At 35.7% G+C, this 24,800-nt stretch carries 24 protein-coding genes; 18 read left to right on the forward strand and 6 right to left on the reverse strand.

The features are described from left to right. Positions 1-6: 6 nt before the first annotated feature. The 8 genes from buk (EZV73_RS20760) (at position 7) to EZV73_RS20795 (ending at position 6,599) form a co-directional block, all read left to right on the forward strand. Positions 7-1,086, forward strand: coding sequence for a butyrate kinase (gene buk / locus EZV73_RS20760; RefSeq protein WP_240842350.1), 1,080 nt, complete (start codon positions 7-9; stop codon positions 1,084-1,086). A gap of 220 nt (positions 1,087-1,306) precedes the next feature. Beyond that, positions 1,307-2,212, forward strand: a complete 906-nt coding sequence (gene ptb, locus EZV73_RS20765; protein ID WP_240842351.1) for a phosphate butyryltransferase — start codon at positions 1,307-1,309, stop codon at positions 2,210-2,212. A 9-nt stretch (positions 2,213-2,221) separates the two neighbouring features. Next, positions 2,222-3,292 carry a butyrate kinase gene (gene buk / locus EZV73_RS20770; RefSeq protein WP_240842352.1) on the forward strand — a complete coding sequence of 357 codons (1,071 nt, stop codon included), beginning with the start codon at positions 2,222-2,224 and terminating at the stop codon, positions 3,290-3,292. 18 nt (positions 3,293-3,310) lie between these two features. Further along, positions 3,311-3,985, forward strand: a complete 675-nt coding sequence (locus EZV73_RS20775) for an ATP-binding protein (protein ID WP_240842353.1) — start codon at positions 3,311-3,313, stop codon at positions 3,983-3,985. 45 nt (positions 3,986-4,030) lie between these two features. Then, a complete protein-coding gene (locus EZV73_RS20780; protein ID WP_240842354.1) occupies positions 4,031-4,237 on the forward strand; it encodes a ferredoxin family protein in 207 nt (68 codons plus the stop codon). A gap of 10 nt (positions 4,238-4,247) precedes the next feature. Continuing rightward, positions 4,248-5,312: a 3-methyl-2-oxobutanoate dehydrogenase subunit VorB gene (locus tag EZV73_RS20785; protein WP_240842355.1), complete on the forward strand. Its 1,065-nt coding sequence runs from the start codon at positions 4,248-4,250 to the stop codon at positions 5,310-5,312. Then, complete coding sequence (locus EZV73_RS20790; protein ID WP_240842356.1) at positions 5,312-6,055, forward strand: thiamine pyrophosphate-dependent enzyme; 744 nt, start codon at positions 5,312-5,314, stop codon at positions 6,053-6,055. Before EZV73_RS20785 ends, EZV73_RS20790 begins: the two co-directional genes overlap by 1 nt. Position 6,056: 1 nt before the next feature. Then, entirely contained in the window at positions 6,057-6,599 is a 543-nt protein-coding gene (locus EZV73_RS20795) for a 2-oxoacid:acceptor oxidoreductase family protein (RefSeq protein WP_240842357.1), read from the forward strand. A 48-nt stretch (positions 6,600-6,647) separates the two neighbouring features. On the opposite strand, the gene EZV73_RS20800 is transcribed toward EZV73_RS20795, so the two are convergent. Continuing rightward, on the reverse strand, positions 6,648-7,214 hold the full coding sequence (locus EZV73_RS20800) for a DUF1700 domain-containing protein (protein WP_240842358.1): 567 nt from the start codon (positions 7,212-7,214) through the stop codon (positions 6,648-6,650). A gap of 1 nt (position 7,215) precedes the next feature. Continuing rightward, positions 7,216-7,527: a PadR family transcriptional regulator gene (locus EZV73_RS20805; RefSeq protein ID WP_240842359.1), complete on the reverse strand. Its 312-nt coding sequence runs from the start codon at positions 7,525-7,527 to the stop codon at positions 7,216-7,218. Between the two features lie 185 nt (positions 7,528-7,712). Between EZV73_RS20805 and glmM the strand changes: the two genes are divergently transcribed. Continuing rightward, positions 7,713-9,059: a phosphoglucosamine mutase gene (gene glmM, locus EZV73_RS20810; RefSeq protein ID WP_240842360.1), complete on the forward strand. Its 1,347-nt coding sequence runs from the start codon at positions 7,713-7,715 to the stop codon at positions 9,057-9,059. Positions 9,060-9,066: 7 nt separating this feature from the next. On the opposite strand, the gene EZV73_RS20815 is transcribed toward glmM, so the two are convergent. Together EZV73_RS20815 and EZV73_RS20820 are read right to left on the reverse strand one after the other, a co-directional pair. Next, on the reverse strand, positions 9,067-9,666 hold the full coding sequence (locus EZV73_RS20815) for a hypothetical protein (protein WP_240842361.1): 600 nt from the start codon (positions 9,664-9,666) through the stop codon (positions 9,067-9,069). Continuing rightward, entirely contained in the window at positions 9,659-10,141 is a 483-nt protein-coding gene (locus EZV73_RS20820) for a flavodoxin family protein (protein WP_240842362.1), read from the reverse strand. Before EZV73_RS20820 ends, EZV73_RS20815 begins: the two co-directional genes overlap by 8 nt. Before the next feature lie 100 nt (positions 10,142-10,241). Here EZV73_RS20820 and EZV73_RS20825 point away from each other — a divergent pair, with 100 nt between their 5' ends. Genes EZV73_RS20825 through EZV73_RS20845 form a run of 5 tightly spaced genes read left to right on the forward strand, consistent with a single transcriptional unit; the run spans position 10,242 to position 15,539 of the window. Next, positions 10,242-10,826 (forward strand): TetR/AcrR family transcriptional regulator, encoded by a 585-nt coding sequence (locus tag EZV73_RS20825; RefSeq protein ID WP_240842363.1) that lies wholly within the window; start codon positions 10,242-10,244, stop codon positions 10,824-10,826. A gap of 54 nt (positions 10,827-10,880) precedes the next feature. Beyond that, positions 10,881-11,543: an ABC transporter ATP-binding protein gene (locus EZV73_RS20830; RefSeq protein ID WP_240842364.1), complete on the forward strand. Its 663-nt coding sequence runs from the start codon at positions 10,881-10,883 to the stop codon at positions 11,541-11,543. Next, complete coding sequence (locus EZV73_RS20835; protein WP_240842365.1) at positions 11,540-13,924, forward strand: ABC transporter permease; 2,385 nt, start codon at positions 11,540-11,542, stop codon at positions 13,922-13,924. The genes EZV73_RS20830 and EZV73_RS20835 overlap by 4 nt, the downstream gene beginning before the upstream one ends. A gap of 9 nt (positions 13,925-13,933) precedes the next feature. Then, positions 13,934-14,575 (forward strand): response regulator transcription factor, encoded by a 642-nt coding sequence (locus EZV73_RS20840; RefSeq protein WP_240842366.1) that lies wholly within the window; start codon positions 13,934-13,936, stop codon positions 14,573-14,575. Beyond that, positions 14,568-15,539, forward strand: coding sequence for a HAMP domain-containing sensor histidine kinase (locus EZV73_RS20845; RefSeq protein WP_240842367.1), 972 nt, complete (start codon positions 14,568-14,570; stop codon positions 15,537-15,539). The genes EZV73_RS20840 and EZV73_RS20845 overlap by 8 nt, the downstream gene beginning before the upstream one ends. A gap of 44 nt (positions 15,540-15,583) precedes the next feature. On the opposite strand, the gene EZV73_RS20850 is transcribed toward EZV73_RS20845, so the two are convergent. Beyond that, positions 15,584-17,062, reverse strand: a complete 1,479-nt coding sequence (locus tag EZV73_RS20850; protein ID WP_240842368.1) for a hypothetical protein — start codon at positions 17,060-17,062, stop codon at positions 15,584-15,586. A gap of 421 nt (positions 17,063-17,483) precedes the next feature. On the opposite strand from EZV73_RS20850, the gene glmS reads away from it, so the two are divergent. The 4 genes from glmS (at position 17,484) to EZV73_RS20870 (ending at position 24,179) form a co-directional block, all read left to right on the forward strand. Further along, complete coding sequence (glmS, locus tag EZV73_RS20855) at positions 17,484-19,313, forward strand: glutamine--fructose-6-phosphate transaminase (isomerizing) (RefSeq protein WP_240842369.1); 1,830 nt, start codon at positions 17,484-17,486, stop codon at positions 19,311-19,313. Between the two features lie 189 nt (positions 19,314-19,502). Continuing rightward, on the forward strand, positions 19,503-21,326 hold the full coding sequence (locus EZV73_RS20860) for a hypothetical protein (protein ID WP_240842370.1): 1,824 nt from the start codon (positions 19,503-19,505) through the stop codon (positions 21,324-21,326). A gap of 175 nt (positions 21,327-21,501) precedes the next feature. Further along, positions 21,502-21,894, forward strand: a complete 393-nt coding sequence (locus tag EZV73_RS20865) for a cytidine deaminase (RefSeq protein ID WP_240842371.1) — start codon at positions 21,502-21,504, stop codon at positions 21,892-21,894. A 221-nt stretch (positions 21,895-22,115) separates the two neighbouring features. Continuing rightward, positions 22,116-24,179 carry a hypothetical protein gene (locus EZV73_RS20870; RefSeq protein ID WP_240842372.1) on the forward strand — a complete coding sequence of 688 codons (2,064 nt, stop codon included), beginning with the start codon at positions 22,116-22,118 and terminating at the stop codon, positions 24,177-24,179. A 45-nt stretch (positions 24,180-24,224) separates the two neighbouring features. Here the strand turns inward: EZV73_RS20870 and EZV73_RS20875 are convergent, their stop codons facing one another. Then, the gene (locus tag EZV73_RS20875) at positions 24,225-24,701 is read right to left on the reverse strand and encodes a hypothetical protein (protein WP_240842373.1); all 477 of its coding nucleotides are present in this window, start codon (positions 24,699-24,701) and stop codon (positions 24,225-24,227) included. Positions 24,702-24,800 lie beyond the last annotated feature (99 nt).

Here is a 24,800-nt window from a genome sequence, read left to right on the forward strand (position 1 = left end):
GGCATTATGAAAAAGTATATTCTGGCCATTAATCCAGGCTCAACGTCTACTAAAGTTGCAATATTTGAAGGTGAAGAAAACAAGCTTCAAAAGAACTTATCACATTCAACTGAAGAACTAGATAAGTTTGAAAAAATTGCAGATCAGTTTGAGTACAGAAAAAACATCATTGTAGATTGGTTAACATCTGAAGGTTATCAGCTTAGCCAGCTTAAAGCTGTTGTAGGTCGTGGTGGTCTTTTAAAGCCTATGCCAAGTGGTACTTACAAGGTAACAGATGCTTTAGCTGAAGATTTAAAGATTGGTGTACAGGGAGAACATGCTTCTAACTTAGGTGGTTTAATAGCAAGAGCTATTGCTGAAACTGCTGAAGTAGAGTCATACATAGTAGATCCAGTTGCAGTGGATGAGTTTGAAGATGTTGCAAGAATTTCAGGTATGCCTGAAATCAAAAGAAAATCACTACTTCATGCTTTAAATGTTAAGGCCATTGCTCATAGGGTGGCAAATGAAAAAAATACGACTGTTGATCAGTTAAATATGGTTATCGCTCATCTTGGTGGTGGTATTTCAGTTGTTCCTTTAAAGAAGGGCAAAATGATTGATGCCAACAATGCCAATGAAATGGGACCTTTCTCTCCAGAGAGAACAGGTGGTTTACCATCAGGTGATTTAGCTAAGTTGTGTTTCTCAGGTAAATATGCTTCATTTAAAGAGCTAAAACCTTACTTAAGAGGTAAAGGTGGTATGGTTGCCTATTTAGGTACAAACGATGTTAGAGAAGCTTTAAAAATGGTGGAAGCAGGCGATGAAAAAGCTGAACTTGTTTTAGAAGCAATGGCCTATCAAATTTCAAAAGAAATTGGTGCTATGGCCACTGTCTTAAAAGGCAAGGTTGATGCTGTTGTTTTAACAGGTGGTGTGGCTTATTCTGATTACATTACTTCAAGAATTGCAGACAGCGTTGGTTTTATTGCAGAAGTTATTGTTAAACCAGGCGAAGATGAGATGATTGCACTTAATGAAGGTGTTATGAGAGTTGAAGCTGGCGAAGCAGTTAAGATTTATGAAAACGAAGTAAAGTAGTGCAAAATCTTGCACATATACGATAGCATGCAATATTTTGCATGCTATTTTTTGCAAATACATATTTTGGAGATTGCATGGATTGTTGGTAATAGACTGGGAAAACGGTGTCATACCAAGGATTCAAGCGATCTTTTTATATTTTTTTGCTCTTTATAAAAAGTTGGCACAAGACTTGCAATATAGGTGATAGGTGAAAAACAAATAAATGAGGTGAATCATGATTAAAAGTTTTGAAGAAGTTTTAAAGATTGCAAAAGAACGTGGTCCTAAGACAGTTTCTGTTGCATGTGCTCAAGATAATGATGTATTAAAAGCTGTTGATAATGCCAAGAAAAACGGTATTGTTGAAGCAATTCTAGTAGGTGACAAAGAAAAAATTGAGGCAATTGCAAAAGAAGAGAGCATTGATTTAAATGATTATGAAATCATTGATATCAAAGATTTAGCAGAAGCATCTCTAAAGGCAGTTGAGTTGGTTTCTTCTGGTAAAGCTCATATGGTGATGAAGGGCTTAGTGGACACAAGTATCATCTTAAAGGCAGTTTTAAATAAGGAAACTGGTTTAAGAACAGGCAGTGTATTATCACATGTGGCAATATTTGATGTAATGAATTATCCAAGATTATTACTCGTAACAGATGCGGCAATGAACATTGCACCAACATTAGAACAAAAGAAGCAAATTATTGAAAACTCTTTACAAGTGGCAAATGGTTTAGATATTGATCAGCCTAAAGTAGCAGTTATTTGTGCTAAAGAAAAGGTAAATCCAAAGATGCCTGCAACAGTAGATGCTGGTGAATTGGTTAAAATGAATGAAAATGGTGACTTAACAGGTTGTATCGTAGGCGGTCCATTTGCACTAGACAATGCAGTTTCTGTAGAAGCAGCTAAGTTAAAGGGTATCGACCATCCAGTTGCCGGACATGCAGATGTATTAATGTGCCCAAACATTGAATCGGGTAACATTTTGTATAAAACATTAGGTTTCTTAGCAAATGCTAAGAGTGCAGGCGTAATTGTTGGCGCTAAGGCACCAATTATTTTAACATCAAGAGCAGATAGTGAAGAAGCTAAGCTTAACTCTATTGCATTAGGTGTTTTAATGGCTGCAAAAATGTAAGGAGGATCTATGACAGAGTTAAGAATATTGGCAATCAACCCAGGTTCAACATCAACTAAGATTGCTGTATATGACAATGACAAAGAAGTGTTTGAAACAACTTTAAGACATTCTACTGAAGAAATCAGTAAGTACGAAACAATCTTTGATCAATACGATTTTAGAAAAGATGTTATTTTATCAGCTTTAGATGAAAACAACATCAACCTTTCTAAATTAGATGCAGTTGTTGGCCGTGGTGGTTTATTAAAGCCAATCGCAGGTGGTACATATCAAGTAGACGATAAGATGCTTGAAGACTTAAAAGTTGGTGTTTTAGGAGAGCATGCTTCTAATCTAGGTGGTGTTTTAGCTTACGAGATTGCTACTAACTTAAATATTCCATCTTATATTGTAGATCCAGTAGTTGTAGATGAATTAGAGCCAGTTGCAAGAATTTCTGGTATGCCAGAACTTGAAAGAAAATCTATTTTCCATGCACTTAACCAAAAAGCGGTTGCAAGAAGACTTGCTGATGACTTAGGTAAAGAATATACAGACTTAAACCTAATTGTTGCTCACTTAGGTGGTGGTATTTCAGTTGGTGCTCATAAAGCTGGTAGAGTAGTTGAAGTAAACAATGCCTTAGACGGTGACGGTCCATTCTCTCCTGAGAGAACGGGTGGTGTGCCATCAGGTGACTTAGCTAAAATGTGCTTCTCAGGTAAGTATACACATGCTGAAATCAAGAAGATGATCAAAGGTAATGGTGGATTAAATGCTTATTTAGGTACAAATGATGGTAGAGATGTTGTAAAGATGATTAATGAGGGTGATAAAAACGCTGAGTTAATCTTTAAGGCAATGGCTTACCAAGTAGCTAAATACATTGGTTCTTGTGCAGCAGTGCTTCATGGTAAAGTAGACGGTATTATCTTAACAGGTGGTTTAGCATACGGTAAGGAGCTTGTGGAGTGGATTACTGAATCAGTAGATTTCATTTCTAAAGTGTATGTATACCCAGGTGAAGATGAAATGAAAGCTTTAGCTGAAGGCGGCTTAAGAGTATTACAAGGAAAAGAAGAAGCTCAAAGATACTAGATAGAAAATGGTGATGACATGTTTAACGACAAAAGAATACGTATTATAGTAGGACATTATGGTAGTGGGAAAACAGAATTTGCAGTTAATTATGCAATGAAATTAAGTGAAACAGAAGATAATGTAGCATTAGCAGATTTAGATGTAGTCAATGTCTATTTCAGATCAAGAGAAAAGGCACAATTGATGACAGATGCTGGTATCAAGGTTATCTCAAGTCAGTTTGGACATGGTGCCAACTTAGATCTACCAGCCATTTCTGCAGGCGTATTTGGTCCACTTCAAGATGACAACTGTCATACAATACTTGATATTGGTGGAGATTCAACAGGTACCAGAGTACTTGGGACGTTTAAACAAATCATTGGTTTTAAAGGCTATGATATGTTCTTGGTTGTTAATGCGTATCGTCAAGATACTCAGACCAAAGAAGGTGTTATTAAGCATATAGAGGAAATTGAAAACCAAACTGGCTTTAAAATTACAGGCTTGGTTAACAATACTCATCTACTAAGAGAAACAACCTTAGAAGATGTGAAAAAAGGTCAAGAATTAGTTAAGAGTGTTTCGGAGTCTACAAATATTCCGATCAAGTACATTTGTGCTATTGAAAAGGTTGCCCAAACTATACCATCAGATTATGATGGCGAGATTATGCCAATTAAAATGTACATGCGAGAAGAATGGATGTAGACAGAAACCTTATATAATGAAAACGATTCTGAGGAGGGTTGTGTAGTGGCAAAAGTAACGTTTAATGAAAACATTTGTAAAGGATGCGGCTTATGTGCATCAGTTTGTCCTAAGAACATCATAGTGATGGCTGGCGATCGAATCAACGCAAAAGGTTATCACCCAGCAACAGTTGAAAAAATGGAAGAATGTATTGGATGTACAAATTGTGCATTAATATGTCCTGATTGTGTTATTACGGTAGAAAGATAGGAGGACGACAATGGCAAAGATTTTAATGAAAGGTAACGAAGCAATTGGTGCTGCAGCTATTCAAGCTGGTTGTAAATATTTCTTCGGATATCCTATTACACCTCAAAATGAATTACCTGAATATATGTCAAAAGAAATGCCTAAAACAGGCGGTGCTTTTGTTCAAGCTGAATCTGAAGTTGCAGCAATCAACATGGTTTATGGTGCAGCAGGATGTGGTGTTAGAGTAATGACATCATCTTCATCTCCAGGTATGGCTCTTAAGCAAGAGGGTATCACTTATATCGCAGGTGCTGAGTTACCTTGTGTTATTGTAAATATTGTTCGTGGTGGTCCAGGTCTTGGTGGTATCCAACCTGCTCAATCAGATTACTTCCAATCTACTCGTGGTGGTGGTAACGGTGACTACAAATGTTTGGTTTTAGCACCAGCTAACCTTCAAGAAATGGTAGACATGGTACAAGAAGCATTTGATATTGCTGATTACTACAGAAACCCTGTTATCGTTGTTGGTGACGGTATGATTGGTCAAATGATGGAGCCAATCGAGTTCAAAGCACCTAAGAAGAGAGATTTACCTTCTAAGGATTCTTGGGCTACAACTGGTACTAAAGGCGAAAGAAAGCCTCATATTATTAACTCATTATTCTTAGATCCTCAAGGTCTAGAAGATCACAACCATAAGTTACAAGCTAAGTATGCTGAAATGAAAAAGAACGAAACAAAGCATGAAGCTTACAACATGGAAAATGCTGAGTATGTAATTGCTGCTTATGGTACAACTTCAAGAATTGCAAAGAATGCAATTGACAAGTTAAAAGAAGAAGGTATCAATGTTGGTTTAATCAGACCTATGACATTATGGCCATTCCCTGAAAAAGCATTCCAAGAGATGCCTGATACTGTAAAGGCAGTATTAACTGTTGAAATGTCTGAAGGTCAAATGGTTGAAGACGTTAGATTAGCATTAAACGGTAAAGTACCTACTGAGTTCTATGGTAGATCAGGTGGTATGATTCCTGCTCCAGATGCAATCATTAATAAGATCAAAGAAATGATAGGAGGGGTTAAATAATGGCTATCGTATTTGAAAGAACTAAAGGTTTAACAACTAAAGAGACACACTATTGTCCTGGTTGTACACATGGTGTTATTCATAGATTAGTAGCAGAAGTATTAGAAGAATTAGACGTACTAGGCGATGCAATTGGTGTTGCACCAGTTGGTTGTTCAGTATTAGCTTATGACTATTTCAACTGTGACATGCATGAAGCTTCTCATGGTAGAGCGCCTGCTGTTGCAACTGGTATCAAAAGAGCTTTAAATGATAAAGTTGTATTTACTTACCAAGGTGACGGTGACTTAGCTTCTATCGGTACTGCTGAAATTGTACACGTAGCACACAGAGCTGAAAAAATCACTACAATCTTTGTTAACAACGCTATCTACGGTATGACAGGTGGTCAAATGGCGCCAACGACTTTAATTGGTCAAAAGGCAACAACTGCACCTCTTGGTAGAACTGTAGAGCACTCTGGTATGCCACTTAAGGTATCTGAAATGTTAGCAACTATTGATGGTGCTGCATTTGTAGAAAGAGTATCTGTTCATAACCCAGCTGCAATCAGAAAAGCTAAAAAAGCGATTAAAGCTGCATTTGAATGTCAATTAAGAGGCGACGGTTTCTCAATTGTAGAAGTTTTATCTACATGTCCTACAAACTGGGGTATTGCACCAGTTGAGTCATTAAAATGGTTAGAAGAAAACATGATTCCTTACTATCCATTAGGCAACTATAGAAAACCAGAGGAGGCGTAAAATGTTAAACGAGAAAGTAATCTGTGCTGGCTTTGGTGGACAGGGTGTTATGTCTATGGGTCAAATGTTAACTTATGCAGGTATGATTGAAGATAAGCAAGTTTCATGGTTACCATCATACGGTCCGGAAATGCGTGGTGGTACTGCTAACTGTAACGTCATCGTATCTGATCACTTAATTGGTTCTCCAATTATTGTTGACGATGCTACTTGTGCAATCGTTATGAACTTACCTTCTTTAGACAAGTTCGAAGCGGATTTAGCTGCTGAAGGTAGATTATTGATCAACTCATCATTAATCGAGAAGAAGGCTTCTAGAGATGATGTAACAGCTTACTACATTCCAGCGAACGAAATTGCAATTGAGTTGGGGAACGATAAGGTTGCAAACATGGTAATGTTAGGTGCTTACATTGAGTTAACAAAGGTTGTTGAAGTAGAATCTCTTCATAAGGCATTTATGAAGGTATTTGGTGAGAGAAAAGCTCACTTAATCGATATCAACATGAAAGCTTTAGAAAAGGGTGCTGAAGCAGTTAGATAAGTATCATTTTAAATTATATGAAAAGCACTTCCTAGTGGAGTGCTTTTTTTAGTGTTTAAGATTATTTAAGTCTCTTCTGATATATTTCTTTAAGTACTTAATGGATGCATTGCTGCCTTTAGATAAGAGCTTGTGACATAGCCTTGTAATGATGAGAGAGATGATGCCCGCAAGAGGAAAATACATAAGTGGGATCCCACCTGTAGAAACAAGACTAGGTGTTAAGATCTTAAATAAAGGAGTAAGAATAAGTAGTCCTCCAGTAAGATAAAATGAAAATACCAGTAAGAAAGCCGCCAGTAATAGACTGCCTATGGTTAAAAGTATGGGTGCAAAAATAATGTTTTTGAAGCCTATTCCTATGATTTTCAAAATCACAATAAACTTATCCTTGTATGAAGAGTCAGCTATTTGATCCATGTCGTATTCTAATAAAATTGCATTGGCAAGCTTTTTAGGATTTCCCAGTGCACTTGCTACAAGATTTTCATCTCTACCTGCTAATTTAGCTTCTTCGAAGTGAGCCACCACTTCATTTATAATATCCTCCATTTCATCTTTGGGTAACTTACTCAAGTAGGTTTTTAGTTTTTTTATGTAAAGCTCCTTAGTCATCTTATCCCTCCTTTAACAACATGTTGATTGAAGACTGAAAGTCATGCCATTCATTAAGTAGTTCTTTATAGATGGTCTGCCCCTTATGGGTCAGCTTATAATATTTTCTAGGTGGTCCTTCTAGGGACTCTTGTAAATAGGATGTAACGTATTCGTCCTTCTTAAAACGTCGAAGGAGAGGATAAATACTGCCTTCTGATATTTCCATGTAGGTCATGACTTTATTTGCAATCTCATAGCCATAAGCATCTTCATGATGAAGAATTGAAAGGACACATAAGTCCAGTAGGCCTTTCTTAAATTGTGTATTCATGTTTGCCTCCTAGATACAGTATATTATTCACTACTATTTAATACAAGGTACTGAACATTAGAATATAATTAGAATTTGTGTCTAATTTTGCATCTTATATGACTAAATGCGCGCTTATAGCAATAAAATTAGAGAATCCACTGAAATTATGGTACACTATAAATGTTGAAAAAATGGAGGAAGTAATGAGAAAATTATTTGGTACAGACGGCGTAAGAGGTGTTGCAAATACTGAGTTAACACCAGAGATCGCTTTTAAACTAGGCAAGTATGGTGCTCATGTTTTAATAGGCAACAAAGAAAAGGCTAGAATCGTTATTGGTAGAGATACAAGAATCTCAGGTGACCTTTTAGAGCATGCACTTGTTTCAGGTATTTTATCTGCAGGTTGTGATGCTTTATGTGTGGGCGTTGTGCCAACACCGGCGGTTTCATACTTGACCAAACATTTAAATGCAGATGCAGGTATCGTTATTTCAGCATCTCACAATCCAGTAGAATTTAATGGTATTAAGTTCTTTAATGAAGACGGTTTTAAGTTAAATGACGAAATAGAATTAGAAATTGAAAAATACATATTTGGTGAACTTCAAATGGAAAACCTGCCTGAAGGTGATAAGGTTGGCCGTTGTGAGTTCCACGATGAAGCGGAAGACTTATATGCAAAGTTTGTTATGAACACCATAGAAGGGGATTTAAAGGGCTTAAAGGCAGCTGTTGACGCAGCCAATGGGGCGGCTTCTCATGTAGCCATTAAAACACTTCAGAAATTAGGTGTAGAAGTAACTGCTATTCATAATGAGCCGAATGGTTTAAACATCAATGCAAACTGCGGATCGACACATCCAGAACAAGTTGCAGAGCTTGTAAAAATTGTTGGTGCAGATATTGGTCTTGCCTTTGATGGAGATGCAGACAGATTGATTGCTGTAGATGAAAAGGGTCAAATTGTTGATGGTGACAAGATCATGACCATTTGTGGTATTCACTTAAACAAGCAACATAAACTAAAAGATCAGACCGTTGTATCTACTGTTATGAGTAACTTAGGTTTTGATATCGCCTTAAAAGAAAATGGTCTTAGAACAGTAAAGACTAAGGTTGGTGACCGTTATGTTTTAGAAGAAATGAGAAAGTCTGGTTATGTACTAGGTGGTGAACAATCAGGTCACGTTATCTTCTTAGAGCACAACACAACAGGAGATGGCTTATTAACGGCTGTACAACTTTTAGATGTTATGAAGCATACTGAAAAATCAATGTCTGAGCTTGCATCAGTCATGGATGTTTATCCTCAAGTTCTTTTAAATGCAAAAGTAGCCAATACTAAAAAACATGCTTATACAGAAGATGAAGTTATCACAAATAGAATTTCAGAAATTGAAAAAGTTATGGAAGGACAGGGCAGAGTCTTAATTAGACCTTCTGGAACAGAACCACTTGTAAGAGTTATGTTAGAAGGTAAAGACCAGTCAGTTCTTGATGGTTATGCCAAAGAACTTGTAGACTTAATTGAAGAGAGATTAAAATAGCCATTGATTATTCAATGGCTTTTTTTAGGTCCTTTTTTCTGAGTCCATTCTTCTTGCCAAGACTGTACCAGTGTTGTGTAGACATCCACTTAAAAAGAAATTTTGACATTTTAGCCTGTGTGATTCTAGTTTCATAAGCCTCTTGATTGGATATGGCCATTGATAAGGCCTTTAAACAGTCTGCTACAGGCTTTTTGATAGGCGTTTGCATAGGCATTGACTGTGAATTTCTCATAAACTCACCTGACCCGACGCCTAGTCCACCCATATAGTCTATCTGATTTTTCTTACAAAATAGGTCAATGGTAGACAGACTTACTTGTGTTTGATGACCTTCTGGAAAACCGCAAGTAACAAGGGCATAAAGCTTCAGACTTATAGGATGGTCTTTTAAGTAGTCAGATAGGTTTTCTAAGTAAACTAGCAAGTTAGCGGGAAGGCTGTCTACATAGACAGGACAGGCGATGATCAAGGTATCGCCACTTGAAAATGTGTCAAAGGTCATATCTTTTACATAAGTGTATTCAGCCTCTAAATTTAAAAGTGAAGAGAGGTAGTAGGATGTACTATTTTTCAGTCTTGGACTTGCAATCAAAATTCTATTCATTCAAACCTCCAATTACTTTATCTAAATATGCTTTTAAATCTTTGTTCTTGCAATAGTGAAGGGCATGCATGGGTGCATGTAGGTTAATACTGTGTGCAAGTACCATTTTATTCATTAAAACTTTTTCCTCTTCTAGCGTTACATCATAGCAAATAACGTGGATAGAGGGATATTTTTTATATCTGGCCTGGTGATGTAGGTCACCATTAATAGTTTTAAAAGTAGGTAGCACAAGAGGTATGGTCCGATCAATCACTCGTTTGACAGGTGAACTGTAAGAGCCGAAGTTTGCATGAGTGACAATTATAAGATGATCACTAGCTATGATGGCTGAGTTGATATCGCCTCCCAGTATGCATTTGCCTGGTGTTCTTAGCCAGCAAGACAAACAGCCTGTGCAAGTTTTGTAATTGTTATCTGCTAAAAAGACAGGATAGTCTGTATCTAAATGTGTATCAGTGATGATTTGAATCATAAAACCTCCTTAATGTTTACACTGTTAACATCTAAAATATAACACGAGATGTTTACACTGTCAACTTTAAAGGGTAAAATAGGATTAGAAAGGAAATATTATGGATAATTATCATCACGGAGATTTAAAAAAAGCCCTTGTTGAAGAAGGCCTAATTCTTCTGAATCAATATGGACTAGAAGGCTTTTCACTTAGAAAGGTTGCTGCTAAATGTCAAGTCAGCCATACAGCACCTTATAAACATTTTAAAAACAAAGAAGAACTTATTGCTGCCATCAGTCACCATGTAAAAACTTCTTTTGCACATGCCCTAGATCAGGCAAGAAGCAGGCATGAAAATATTGAAAATAAAATGGTCGCTGTAGGCGTTAACTATGTTATGTTTATGGTTAACAATCCTGATTATTACAGGTTTTTATTTTCTAATAAGTATGACTGCAAAGTAGAGATCAAGACTGGCATGATTGAATATTATGACGACCCTGTTTTTCATGTTTTTTATGAAACTGCAGTAGATTTTTTCGATTTTTATAGGTTGCCAAAAGAAACTTATATAAAAAATATCATTGCCATGTGGGCCATGGTACAGGGCTTATCAAGCCTGTTTTCAGGAACTATGACGACCGAGGAGGACCTTGAAGGTTTAGTGGTAGAAATGTTAACTCAGAAACTTAAGTTTATTTAGTAATGTATGAAGATTGTAATAAGTTGCTGTTAGGCTGATGATAGGAGGTGACTTATGATACTAAAAACAAAACAATTAAAGAAGCATTATCATCAAAGCCAGCATGTCGTTAAGGCTTTAGATGGCGTTGATATTGAAATCAAAGAAGGTGAGTTTGTAGCTGTTGTAGGAAAATCAGGTTCTGGTAAAAGTACACTATTGCATATGTTGGGTGGTTTAGATGATCAAACATCTGGTCAAGTATTTATAGAAGGTCATTCATTAAATGACATGACACCTGATGAAAAAACAATTTTTAGAAGAAGAAACATTGGATTTGTCTTTCAGTCTTACAATCTCATTCCGGCACTTAATGTTTATGAGAATGTGACTTTACCTTTGGAACTAGATGGTCTTTCAGTGGATGAAAATCATATTAGCCATCTATTAAATATGCTTTCTATCAATGATAAAAGATACAATTTACCGTCACAGTTGTCAGGGGGGCAACAACAAAGGGTGGCTATTGCAAGAGCCCTAGCAACTAAGCCATTTATTTTACTGGCAGATGAACCTACCGGTAACTTAGATTCTCATACCAGCCAAGAGGTGATTGGGCTTTTAAAGTTGTCCAATCAGACCTTGAAACAAACCATCGTTATGATCACTCATAATTTGGAACTGGCTCAAATGGCAGACCGAATCATCCATATAGAGGATGGAAAGGTTGTGTCATGAATAACAACGACAAGATCATAAAGAAACTGCAAAAGAATAACATAAAAAATAATATGGCTAGGACCCTTATGATTGGTCTGGCAATCATTTTAACATGCATTTTGTTAACCAGTGTGGTGACTATCACACTAAGTTTAAATGAGTCTTTTGAACAGACTACTGCTTTGCAGGTTGGTTCCAAAGCACATGCTGGCTTTAAGTTTCTGACAATGGAAGAGGTAGGCAAACTGAAAGACCATAGATTAATCAAATCTTATGGAGTTTCAACAGTTGTAGGACTTGTGACCAATAAAGAAACCGAGGATATGCAGATAGAAGTAATGACAATGGATGACCAGTATATGGAGGATGCCTTTATTGACCTTGTTGGTGCTTATCCAAATGATTACCATGAAATAGTTCTTGATACTTTAGTCCTTGACAGACTTGGTTTGAATCATGAATTGAACCAATTAATCTCTTTAACGGTTAAGACTGCTGTAGGAGAAGAAACAGAAGATTTTTTACTTGTAGGCTATTATGAAGGCAACTTGTTTTCTCCAGCAAGTTACTTATTGGTTTCAAAAACTTATAAAGGATTACATGTCTTAGAAGATGAATATCCTGATTATATGGGCACCAACAACCTAAGTGTGAACTTTGCATCGAAGCATAATCTTGTGAGTAAACTTATGAAAGTAACTTTGGACAATGATTTAGAACATGTAAAGGCAGGACCTAACTGGGCTTATACTGATGTTTTTCAGATGAACCTAGAAGATGTATTAAGTTATTTTTTTTTACTTCTTGTTCTAATGACATCAGGTTATCTTATTATTTATAATATTTATTTGATAGCAGTACATAAAGATATAAAATACTATGGTTTGTTAAAAACAATAGGAGGGACTTCCAAACAAATTAAGCGATTGGTTTATGGAGGTGCATTAAGAATATGTCTAATAAGCATTCCCTTAGGTCTCTTACTTGGTTATGGCTTTGGACAACTCTTGGTACCAACAGTCCTGGGTTCTTTAAACACTGAAGTGATTAAGGTTTCTACAAGTGGATGGATATTTGTTTTTGCAGGTGTTTTGACATCTCTAACAGTTTGGATATCTTGTAGAAAACCTGCAAAAATAGCTTCTAAAGTATCTCCTATAGAAGCCATTAGAACATCGGAAGTAACAGTCAATAAGAAAGCGAGAAGACGTAAACGCAGTAAGGTCTATCAAATTGCATGGCATAATGTGTTCCGTGTTAAGAAAAAGGCTCTATTGGTGATTTTATCATTATCGTTGAGTTTGGTTATTTTCTCATCAGTGCTAATAGAAATAAAGGATTTTGATTCTGAGAATTTTGTGTCTAGAATGATTGGATCGGATTATCTTATTGCGGATTCAGGTTATTTTGCCTCAAGTCATGATGGTGAAAACCTAAGTGAAAGTTTTCTTGAGGATATTGAGAGACTGGGTTTAGAAATGCACCCTTTTAAAATGAATATGAAAACAGTTTATATAGAAGATGATATACGAGAAGTCTTGGTATCGAGTTACAATGATGATAACCATGTTTCTTATGGTCATAATGAAGCTAAAGAAGGCCGAGTGACTCTAGAAGCTTATGGTGTTGACAGCTATTTTATTGATAAACTTAAACCCTATTTATTAGAAGGCAACTTAAAGGAGAGTTTAAAAGCCGATGAGATTATCTTAGATAATCATTTTTTCTATGGAGCAGATCAAGGTATCATGCCTTATGAGGTAGGAGATAAGATAGATATTGAAGGTAGAGCCTTTAAAGTTGTTGCAATAGTTTCGAATGTACCAATGTATATGTATAACCAGTATTTCACAGGTTTCTATTTACAAGGTTATATCAGTCAGGAACATACTAGTGATATTATATCTTTGATGCTTGAAGGACAAAATGACCTTATAAATGAAGTAATGGCAACTTATCCAACCTTAACCATAAAATCAAGACAAGACTATTTAGATGAAGCAGATGAATATATCAGGATGTTTCGAATTGTTGGTTATTCATTAGCGGGACTATTGGCCATTATAGGTATTCTGAACTATATAAATATAACTGCAACGAACTTCATTATTAGAAGAAGAGAGTTCGCCATGATGCAGAGCATAGGTATGAGTGATAATCAGTTTAGAAACATGTTTATAGCAGAAGGTTTGTATTATATTATTTTTGCTTTGTGTTTAACATTAATGATTACTTTACCTTTAAGTATTTTAATGACAGGACAGTTGACGGTATCTTTTATAGTGCCACTGTTATGTTGTACAATAAGTTTATGTATATTAGTTATTCTAATTGCTTTTACAAATTATAGGAATGTATGCAAAGAGAGTATCATAGAGCGGTTACAGACCGCAGAATAAGGAGAATCCATGTCAAGGATTTTAGTTGTAGAAGATGACAAGATGTTAAGTGATGGCATGGCCTATGCACTAAAAAAAGAAGGATTTACTGTCTTTCAAGATGATGGGACAAAGTCTTTAGATCATCCAGTAGATTTGGTTTTACTAGATGTAAACCTACCTATAAAATCAGGTTTTGATAGGGCTGGAGATTATAAGTCACCCATCATATTCATTACAGCCAATAATAAGGAAGCTGAGATGTTAAGAGGATTCTCTTTGGGATGTGAAGACTATGTAACCAAGCCATTTTCAATTGCTGTATTAATAGAAAAGGTAAAGGTTGTATTAAGAAGACACAACCATAAAGAGACATACTTTCATAAGAATTTGGCTTACAACAGGTTGAAAAAAGAGTTGTTAGTAGATGGGTTAGAAATTAAACTGACCAAGAAAGAATATAAGCTCTTAGAGTACTTTATTGATCATAAAGAGCAAGTCCTGACAAAAGACCTTTTATTGGAGCATATCTGGGACATTGATGGTGATTTTGTGGGTGAAGGTACACTTAATGTTACAATTAACAGGCTTAGAAAGAAGTTAGATGATAAGGGGGCTTGGATTCAAACTGTTTTTGGTATTGGCTATAAATGGAGTGAGAATCATGTCTAAAAAATATATCTTATTGCTTTTAATGATGATCCTGGCCATGCTTACCTTGTCTTACTCAGGCTTGCTATTTCTATTGGTATTGATCATAAGTTTATTTCTTATGGTGATTTATAGAGAACATCTTAAGGAGCAAAATAAATTAAAAGAAGATCTTGAGTCCTTAAGTACAAGCATTGAAAGCAGCTTAAATGGTCAATCTGACAGTCAACTTTATATTGAAGATACCTTAGTCTCTAAGATAGCCCATCAAAACAGTAAGTTGATTAAACGTTTAGACTTCTATCATGCGAAAGAAAAAGATGATAGGATGCGTTTAGAACAACTCATTGGTGATATTTCCCACCAACTAAAAACACCTTTTGCCAATGTGAAGATGTATCAGGAGCTTCTTATAACTTGTGATGAAAAAGACAAAGACAAACTAGCAGAAGCACTTATCAAGCAAACCCATAAGATGGAGTGGTTGATTGAATCATTGATGCTTTTGTCTAAAATAGAATCGGGCTGTTTGAATCTTAATCCTTCAGAAAATGATTTGAATCAAACCATCCTTGAAGCCATTAACATGGTTCATCATAAGGCTGTTAAGAAAGATATAATGATTGTCTATAAGCCAAGTCAAAGGATGATCAATCATGATCAGAAGTGGACAAGCGAAGCCATCTTTAATGTGCTTGATAATGCTGTTAAATACAGTCAAGCAAAGACTAAGATAAGTATTTCAATAACAACGAGTGATATGTTTGAATCTATAGAGATTGATGACCAAGGGATGGGCATAAAAGAAGAAGAACTCAACTTAATTTTTCAAAGGTTTTATAAAGGACAAGCGAGTAAGACTTATGAAGGGGTGGGTATAGGTTTGTACCTAGCACAGGAAATTATGATGAAACAGGGTGGTTATATATACTGTAAATCATGTCAAAAAGGCAGTCGATTTACATTGAACTTTAAAAATCATTAAAGACACTGATGAAAACCATCAGTGTCTTTAACATATTAAGAGTTTTATCTTTCAGACACTAGGATGATTTTTCTAGTGTCGATTTGCATTGGCCAGCTTTCCATAATTGCATCGACATATACAGCTAATACATCACCTTGTTTGAGTTGGCTAAGGTTGAAGTTCTTATTAGGTCTTGATGTACCAAATACATACTCGCCACCATCAGCATCTTTACCTGAAATCATGAGTTCACCGTTGTCAGCTCTATTCAAAGTGTCGATCGTGATATTGATGATGCTGTTTGGATCATACAGCTCTACCACAGGATCAATTGATTTAGACATGGTATAGATATCCATATCATAGGTCATATCATCTTGTGGCATCATATCACCATAATAAGAGAATGTTTTCTTGATGCCTTTAATTGATACAACAAGTGTGTTCTCATCTTTGTTGTGTTTGACCACTTTACCTGTAGCATTAGAAATTTCAGCACCCCATCCTGTTAATGGTCTAGAAAAATCCTCTAGTAAGTATGCTTCAATGTTTAATGCATCATATTTCATAAAAAGCTTAACAGCTTCACCTAAATGGATGTTTGAAAGTTTATCTTTTCCTATTGTAAAGATCTCAATAACATCGCCTGACATTACATGGACATCATCACCATCAATCTCTACGACTTGACCAATTGATTCACCTTCAATAGCTGTTGTACCAAGAGGCAAGTCTCTTTCTACTAATAAATCAATTCTTGAAGGATTAACATGTGCTGGAATAGACATGGTCATAACCCTTGAATAGAAGTCGATTGTTGCACCTACTTTTAAGTCTGTAAAGTTAAAGTTCTTTGCTGCTGCGTAAGTTGGAATCATATAAGTCATACCATCTGTTGATGTACCAGAAATGATGAGTTCACCTTGATCATTTCTTTCAAGACCATCAATGGTAACTGTGATTTTTTCATCAGCAGAGTAGAATCCTGATACCATTAAATCATCTTCATTAAAGAAGATAACATCAAACTCATAAGACTTGCCAACTTCAACGAAGATATCTTCATTGATTTGTAGAGATTTTTCGCCTTCATCAGTTGAAACAAGGATGGTTTCTCCATCTATAGACACAACCTCACCTGTCATTCTTAGTATCATATGGCCCATATTAGTATGTCTTATGCTAAAATCCTCAGTATAATAAGGCATTAATGAATACTCTGTATCTGTTTCTTTTGTTACATAAACAGTTTGTCCTAAATAGAAGTCCTTGTGTTGGTCATTAGACACGTAAAATACCTCAGCTATATCGCCAGTGAGTATGTCAACGGCATTGTCTGAAAAGCCGATGATTTCACCAATTGTTTCTACATTTTCTTCATTAACTCTTACAACTTCTTCTGGCTTCTCAGTCACTTCAGTTACCGTAGAAATGGCGATATTCTTTGATTCGTCTGTAATCACTTCACTTGAATTTGCACCACAACCCGTAAATAATAGTGACGCTGTTAATAGACCGACTGCTATATTTTTCTTGTTCATTTTTCTTCTCCTTTTAAACCCTTGTTTGTTATTAAGACGCAGAGAATTTTATTTGGTTCCATTTATTTTTGAATTATCATGGAAAATGAAATAAATGACCGTTTTATGGCTAAATGTGTTCAAAAACTATCCTAGGATATGATGTTATGGTATAATCTAGAGGATTATGAAAGGAAGGTGGAGCTTATAGAAAACAAAATGGACAATTGAATTTCAAGCGCCTGGACTGCTTAAACAGTTGACGAGGACGGGGTTTTATCGAAAGATTCGGCGGGTGCCCCGTGGTGAACTCACACCGTTAAAGGTTGGCAAAACTATAAAGTGATTTATAGGACAAATCCAACTGGTGAGCAAAAACGTATGGAACTTTAAATGTAGGAACCTTATGGTTCTTTTTGTTGTTTTTGAAAGGATAAAAATTATGTGTGGAATAGTAGGATACATTGGCGAGAATAAGGCGTTGCCTGTGTTATTAAATGGATTATCAAAGTTAGAATATAGAGGGTACGACTCAGCAGGTATAGCACTTCTAGACAATGAAAACTTGTTTGTAAAAAAGAGAAAAGGCCGTTTAGTCGGTTTAGAGAATGAGTTAGATGTAGACAGTCACAACTCAGTAATTGGTATTGGTCATACACGCTGGGCAACTCATGGTGCACCAACGGAGAAGAATGCCCATCCACATACGGATCAAGTGAACTCGATAGCAGTAATCCATAATGGGATTATTGAAAACTATATCAAAATAAAAGAATGGTTAAGAGAAGTTTCAGACGTTCATTTTAAATCAGAAACAGATTCAGAGGTTATTGCCCATTTGATCAGCTATTATTATGAAGATGATTTAATGGATGCAGTTTATAAAGCTGTAGATAGAATGGAAGGTGCTTATGCCATTTCAGTCATTTCTGAAGAAGAGCCAGATAAGATTATTGCAGTTAGAAAAGATTCACCTTTGATTGTAGGTATTGGAGAGAACGAGCAGTTTCTTGCATCAGACATACCAGCACTTCTTAAATACACAAGAAAAGTTCATTTTATTGAAAATGATGAGTTTGTACTTTTAACAAAAGACAAGATTCAGATCTTTGATGAATTTAGACAACCAGTAGAAAGAGAAGTTTTTGAAGTAACTTGGGATGCAGAAGCAGCTGAAAAAGAAGGTTTTCCACATTTTACATTAAAAGAAATCTTCGAACAGCCTCAATCGATCAAAGAAACTTTATCTAGAAGAATTGATGCCAGTAATGAAATTACCTTAGAAGGTTTAAACATTGCTGATGATAAGTTCAAAGAATTTAACAAGATTTATATTGTTGCTTGTGGTACCGCATACCATGCAGGTTTAATTGGTAAATACGCCATTGAAAATATTGCAGGTCTACCTGTGGAAGTTGATATTGCATCTGAATTCAGATACAAGAAAACTTTCATTGATGAGAAGACACTTTTCATAGCAGTCTCACAATCAGGTGAAACACTAGATACATTACAATCATTAAGAGAAGCTAAGAGACAAGGAGCAACAATACTATCAGTCGTAAACGTGGTTGGTTCATCGGTTTCAAGAGACTCTGATGGTGTACTATATACTTGGGCAGGTCCTGAGATTGGTGTAGCGTCTACAAAAGCTTACACATCACAGGTATTGGTATTCTATTTACTGGCTCTAAAGCTAGGTTTGGTATTTGATCAAATTACTTTAGAAGAATCAAAGAAGATGATAGATCAGTTACATGAGATGCCAAGACTTTTAGATCATGTACTAGATAACTCTACAGCGATTCAGTCTTTTGCTGATTCTCAGTTTAACAATGAAAGTGTTTTCTTTATGGGAAGAGGCGTTGACCTTTATTCTGCTTATGAAGCATCGCTTAAGTTTAAAGAGATCTCTTATATCAATTCATTTGCCATTGCTGCAGGTGAGTTAAAGCATGGTACGATTGCCTTAATAGAAGACAATACACTTGTTATTGCATTTGCAACGCAACAACACCTTTATGAGAAAATGCTTTCTAATATCAAGGAAGTTAAGGCAAGAGGTGCTCATGTAGTGGCAATCGCTATGGAAGGGGACAACGAAATCTTAAAGACAGCAGATGAAGTCATCTTTATTCCAAAGGTTATGGAACATCTAGCACCACTTCTAAGTGTAGTGCCAATGCAGTTGTTTGCATATTATGTATCAGTAGCAAGAGGTAACGACGTTGACAAGCCAAGAAACCTTGCCAAATCAGTTACTGTAGAATAAATTGATATTAAAAACCATGAAGCATGAACAGATTTTCGTATGAAAATCGTTCATGCTTTTTTTCTTCATTCACCTCTTGAGAAGAGTCTAGATATTTTATGCTTTGTAGTGTAATAATTTACAATTATAGTATATGATAATTATATAGTTTTATATAACATATAAATAATCATTAACGAGGAGATATTTATGAAGAATGTGATTAGAGTGAGTTTGGTGCTCTTAGTACTATTACTATCGATTGTAACGGTGTATGCTGAGGATTCTTTAGAGGTGGTGATACCTGAATTTCCAGTGACATTCAATGGTGTTGATATGAACCCAGCCTATAGTGAATACCCTTTATTTGTTTATAAAGGCATTACATATGTACCTATGACTTACAATGCATCGCAAGGACTCGGTTTATCTGTTGAGTTTTCAGGAGAAAAAGGTCTCAGCATCAATCCGATTCAAGCCAATGGCACCATCAAGGATTATACTAAAGCGGGTAAGAATCCCTCTCAGATGAAGGCGATTCGACCTTCTTATAAGATTGCAGTTAATAACAAACTCGTTGATAATGCAAGTGAAGATTATCCTATTTTATCACTGAATGATGTGACTTATTTTCCTTTGACTTGGAAGTGGGTAAATGATGAGTTTGGTTGGGAAATTAGTTTTTCAAATGAAGCGGGTTTAAAGATTGAAAGTTCATTATCAAGTGTAAAAGAAGAAACAACTAGTATAGAAGTAGAAAGGCAGTATGCCAGTGGTGAAGTCATCAAAGTAGAAAAAAATCCTGATGCGGGTTTCTTCTGGCCGTACTACTTATACATACCTAAGAACTTAAGTGATGATAAAACATACATATTTGTAGAACCCAATAATCAGCCCAATAAAGATGTGGCATTTAGTCAAACTGAAGAATCTGCATATGGCACTGCTATGCATAACATCCAATATGCAGAAAGCCTAGGCATGCCTGTTCTTGTACCTGTATTTCCAGGTACAAATGACATTACTAAGGTAACACCAGAGTATTATCATGCCCTTAATACACCTGCAGTTTTAGATGATGAAGAAATCTATAAAAGAGTTGATCTTCAACTTTTAAAGATGGTTGAGGATGCGAGAGACAAGTTAAGTGGTGATTCTATTGAAACATATGAAAAAATCATTATAAACGGTTTTTCTGATTCAGGTAATTTCTCTAATAGGTTTACAGCCATTCATCCTGATAAAGTAAAATTGATGGTAGCTGGTGGTATCAATGTTTTCTTGTATCCAACAGATAAGTATGATGGCGTGGACTTTGAGTACCCGCTAGGTACTGCCGACTATGAAAAACTATTTGATAAGGCCTTTGATCATAAGGCTTATGACCAAGTTGCAAAGTTCATCTATAGAGGTGGTGCTGATGAATCGGACCCTATTTATGGTACAAACTTTATGACAAAAGAGGTCAAGAACTTTATTATCAATCACTTGGCCAAAGATATTTCAAAGAGACTTGATATTTCAAAAGAGATCTATGAAGAAGGTACTGACAATCTTCAGTTTGTCATCTATGAAGGCATTGAACATACCATTACTGAGGAGATAAGAGAGGACATCATCAAGTTTATTAAGACAAATATAGAAGGGGATTTTAAGGCTATTGAACCTTCTGATCATAAAGGTAAGTTGGCATTTATGGAAGGGATGAAGAGTGCCTATTACTTAGGTGGTCGAACTGAAACGCAATATGCAATAAAAAAAATATCTATAAATGGACCAGGAACAGGTGCTATGAATGCAGATCCTGAGATACTTGCAGATGCCGACTTAGTATTTTTATCGGTTAGAAATCAAAATGATATCCCGGCTTTATTAAGCAAAGATTTTTCTGATTTAGTTGTGACTGATAAAGACGATTACATCAAGACTAAGTATGAAGATGGTAAGGTTTATATCTTACTTCAAGCCACTAGTGAAACAAAGGGAAAAGAACTTATAGATACCATAAAAGTAGAACAACTTATAAGTCAATAATTAAAGAACTCACCTAAAGTCAATATAGGACATAGGTGAGTTTTCTTATGTACTCATAACTGTTGAGAGCTAGATATTCCGAATGCATGAATTTAGGTGTAACTATATTGTCACAACAGATGAAAGATTTACATGATATAATTTTTTAGAATCGGATAAAAAGAGGAGAGATATTATGTTAAATAAAAAGGATTTAGAATTAGTTGAGAAAGCTAGACAAGTCATTACTGAAAATTATGATAAGGTAGATTATCTTCATACTGTTGGTGCGGCAGTACGTTGTAAAAACGGTAAAATCTACACCGGTGTCAACGTATACTCACTTCATGGTGCTTGTGCAGAACAAGTAGCCATAGGTGCTGCTATATCAAATGGGGAAAGAGAGTTTGAAGCAGTTGTAGCTGTTAGAGGCCAAAAGGGAGAGGAAGTCTTGCCACCTTGTGGTAACTGCAGACAGATGTTAGCTGACTATATGCCAAAAGCTTATGTCATCATTGATTCTAAAAAAGGCCTTATCAAAGTAAAAGCACACGACTTACTACCTTTTGCTTATCAGGTAGAAGCATAAGAGTAGACTCACCAACTGAGGTGAGTTTTTTATTGGTTTGAAAGCAAAGTTTTCATAAGAATCGAAAGCCACGATGGCTTGAGTTTTTACTTAAGTGGTATTTTTCATTGAAGAGCTTTCTTATTTAAACATGATACGGTTAGTAAGGCCAATAAGAAATCATATTATGATTAGAATCATCTTGCCCTCATTGATAAAATTTTTTTGAAAGGTAGGTTCTTATGAAAGAATATAATTTTAAAGCCAAACCCATTTGGCCCAAGGGTCTAGAAAAAGAAATGAATTTGCAGGTTGCCTTTAGAACTTTTATTAAATCTGGTGAAAACATCATGATTGCCTTAACGGCATCAACTGTTTACCGTTTGTGGGTTAATAATATGTTTGTAGGGATTGGTCCAGCCAGAACAGCCAAAGGCATCTTTAAAGTAGATGAATATGATATCGGTCAGTATTTAACATTAGACGAAAATGAAGTGATTGTAGAAGTTGTGGGTTATAATGTTAACTCCTACTATACCATGGATCAGCCATCATTTTTACAGGCTCAAGTGGTTGAGGATGATCAAGTTATTGCCTATACAGGCGGTTCATATTTTGACTATAGAATATGTGATGAAAGGGTAAGAAAAGTACAGAGATACAGTTATCAAAGGCCTTTTTCAGAATGTTACCATTATCCAAAATCAAATAATTATACAAAGAATAATTTATCCGTTTTAGAAGATAAGAGATGCATCTACAGAGAGATTCGCTATCCAGCTTATGAAGTCTTATATCCTCAAAAGATTATTTCATCAGGCCAAGTAGACTTTGACTATGTATCAGATTCAATAAAAGAAGATCGGTCATATACGGATATAAATGATAAACTCAAAGGCTATAAAAAAGAAGATCTGGATGAACATCTGAGTAGTGAGTATCAGAATATGAGTTTTGCCGAGAGTCAAGGTGAACATGATCAGTCATACAAAACCTATGAGTTTCCATTTAATGCAACAGGCTTAATTGCCTTTAGTATTAAATGTGACAAGAAGACAAGTGTTTATGCGCTATTTGATGAACTTCTAATAGATGGCGACATAGACACAACTAGGGCTGATTGCTGTAATGGCATTAAGATTTACTTTGAAAAAGGTGACTATGACTTTATAAGTTTTGAACCCTATACCTTTAAGTACTTAAAACTTGTAAGTGATGGTAACTGTTCTATAGAAAACATTAGGATTATAGAATACAAACATGAAAAAGTAGACTATGAAATTGACCTAGAAGATGAGGATTTAAAGTTGATTTACCAAGCAGGACTTGAGATCTATCTTTCTAATGCAGTGGACGTCTTTACAGATTGCCCTTCTAGAGAAAGGGCAGGTTGGTTGTGTGACAGCTTTTTTATAGGTCGAGTTGAGTATGTTCTTACGGGTGAAAACATATTAGAGAAAAGTTTTCTAGAAAATATCATCTATGCTCATGATTTTCCTCATATACCAGCAGGCATGATTCCCATGAATTATCCAGCTGATCATTATCGAGGTGGCTTCATTCCAAACTGGGGTATGTGGTTTATTCTTGAACTAGAAGAGTATTTTTTGAGAACAGGTGATAGAAAGTTAGTTGACCAGGCAAAACAGAGAGTTTATGACTTTTTAAATTACCTAGAAAACTTTGAAAATGACTTGGGCTTACTTGAAAACTTAAAGGGCTGGGTTTTTGTAGAATGGTCAAAAGCCAATGACTTAACTCAGGATATAAACTATCCGTCCAATATGGTTTATTACAAGATGCTTAGAGCCATAGGCAAGCTTTATGGCGACCATGGTCTTTTAAGTAAAAGTCTTAAGCTAAGACAAGTCATCTGTAAAAGGTCCTTTAATGGCGAGTTTTTTACAGATAATGAGGTTAGAAAAGATGTTTTGATAAATCCAAATCATACAACAGAAGTCTGTCAGTACTATGCTTTTTTTACTGGTATTGCAGATAAAGAATCTCATAAAGATTTATGGCTTAAGCTTATGAATGAGTTTGGGCCAAACAGAAAGAAGGACAACAAATATCCTAAGGTTTATTTTGCCAATGCCTTTATAGGCAATTATCTACGATTGGAGCTCCTGTATAAAGACAAGAGATACGACCAAGTATTACAAGAGATGAAGGACTATTTTTTAAAGATGGCAAGGACAACAGGGACGCTTTGGGAGAAGGACGAGGCTACTGCCTCCTGTAATCACGGTTTTGCATCCCATGTAATTTATTGGTTAAATGGCATTTATAACTCACCTAAGATTTAGGTGGGTTTTTTAGTGGAATCAAGACTTCACTGATGAAATCTTCATTCATAGATTCCCAGTAATCAAATAGGGGGACATAAAATGCCTGGTCGCCAGGTAATAGATTATGCTCTTTAGCATAATTAAGGAGTTTCTTGATGGTTTGATCGACAGATGGGGTTTGCCTTTGTGTATGCACCTCATGTATTTAGTCATAGCTAGTTCTTTGCTGCTTATATCTTCATGTGAAGTCAAATAGTCAAAGACGTAAATCATTTTATATTTGCCTTCTTGGTCTTCTCTGATATCAAAGCATATACCAAATTTTGAGGCTATTTGGCCCTCATTTTCAAGTCGCTTTTTTAACCTTACGACTGCAGAAGTGTATGACATGAGAGGCCCATAACCAATAAACTCATTGATGCTCTCAGGCTCAGGATACTCATCTATGAGGATGCCTTGGTAGATGCTGAGTTCATTAAATCTCTTAAGACTGACTATTATTTTTTGGATGATTTGACTTTGCATTTCTAAAGACTTCATCTTCTTTTGAACCTCTCATGACTAAAAGTCACGAGATTCTTAGGTACAAAAGCCTAACGGCTTTTAATTTACTAAGCTAACCCGCCAGTTCCTGACGTT

The sequence above is a fragment of the Acidaminobacter sp. JC074 genome (assembly GCF_022496765.1).
Lineage (GTDB): Bacteria > Bacillota > Clostridia > Peptostreptococcales > Acidaminobacteraceae > JABXKX01.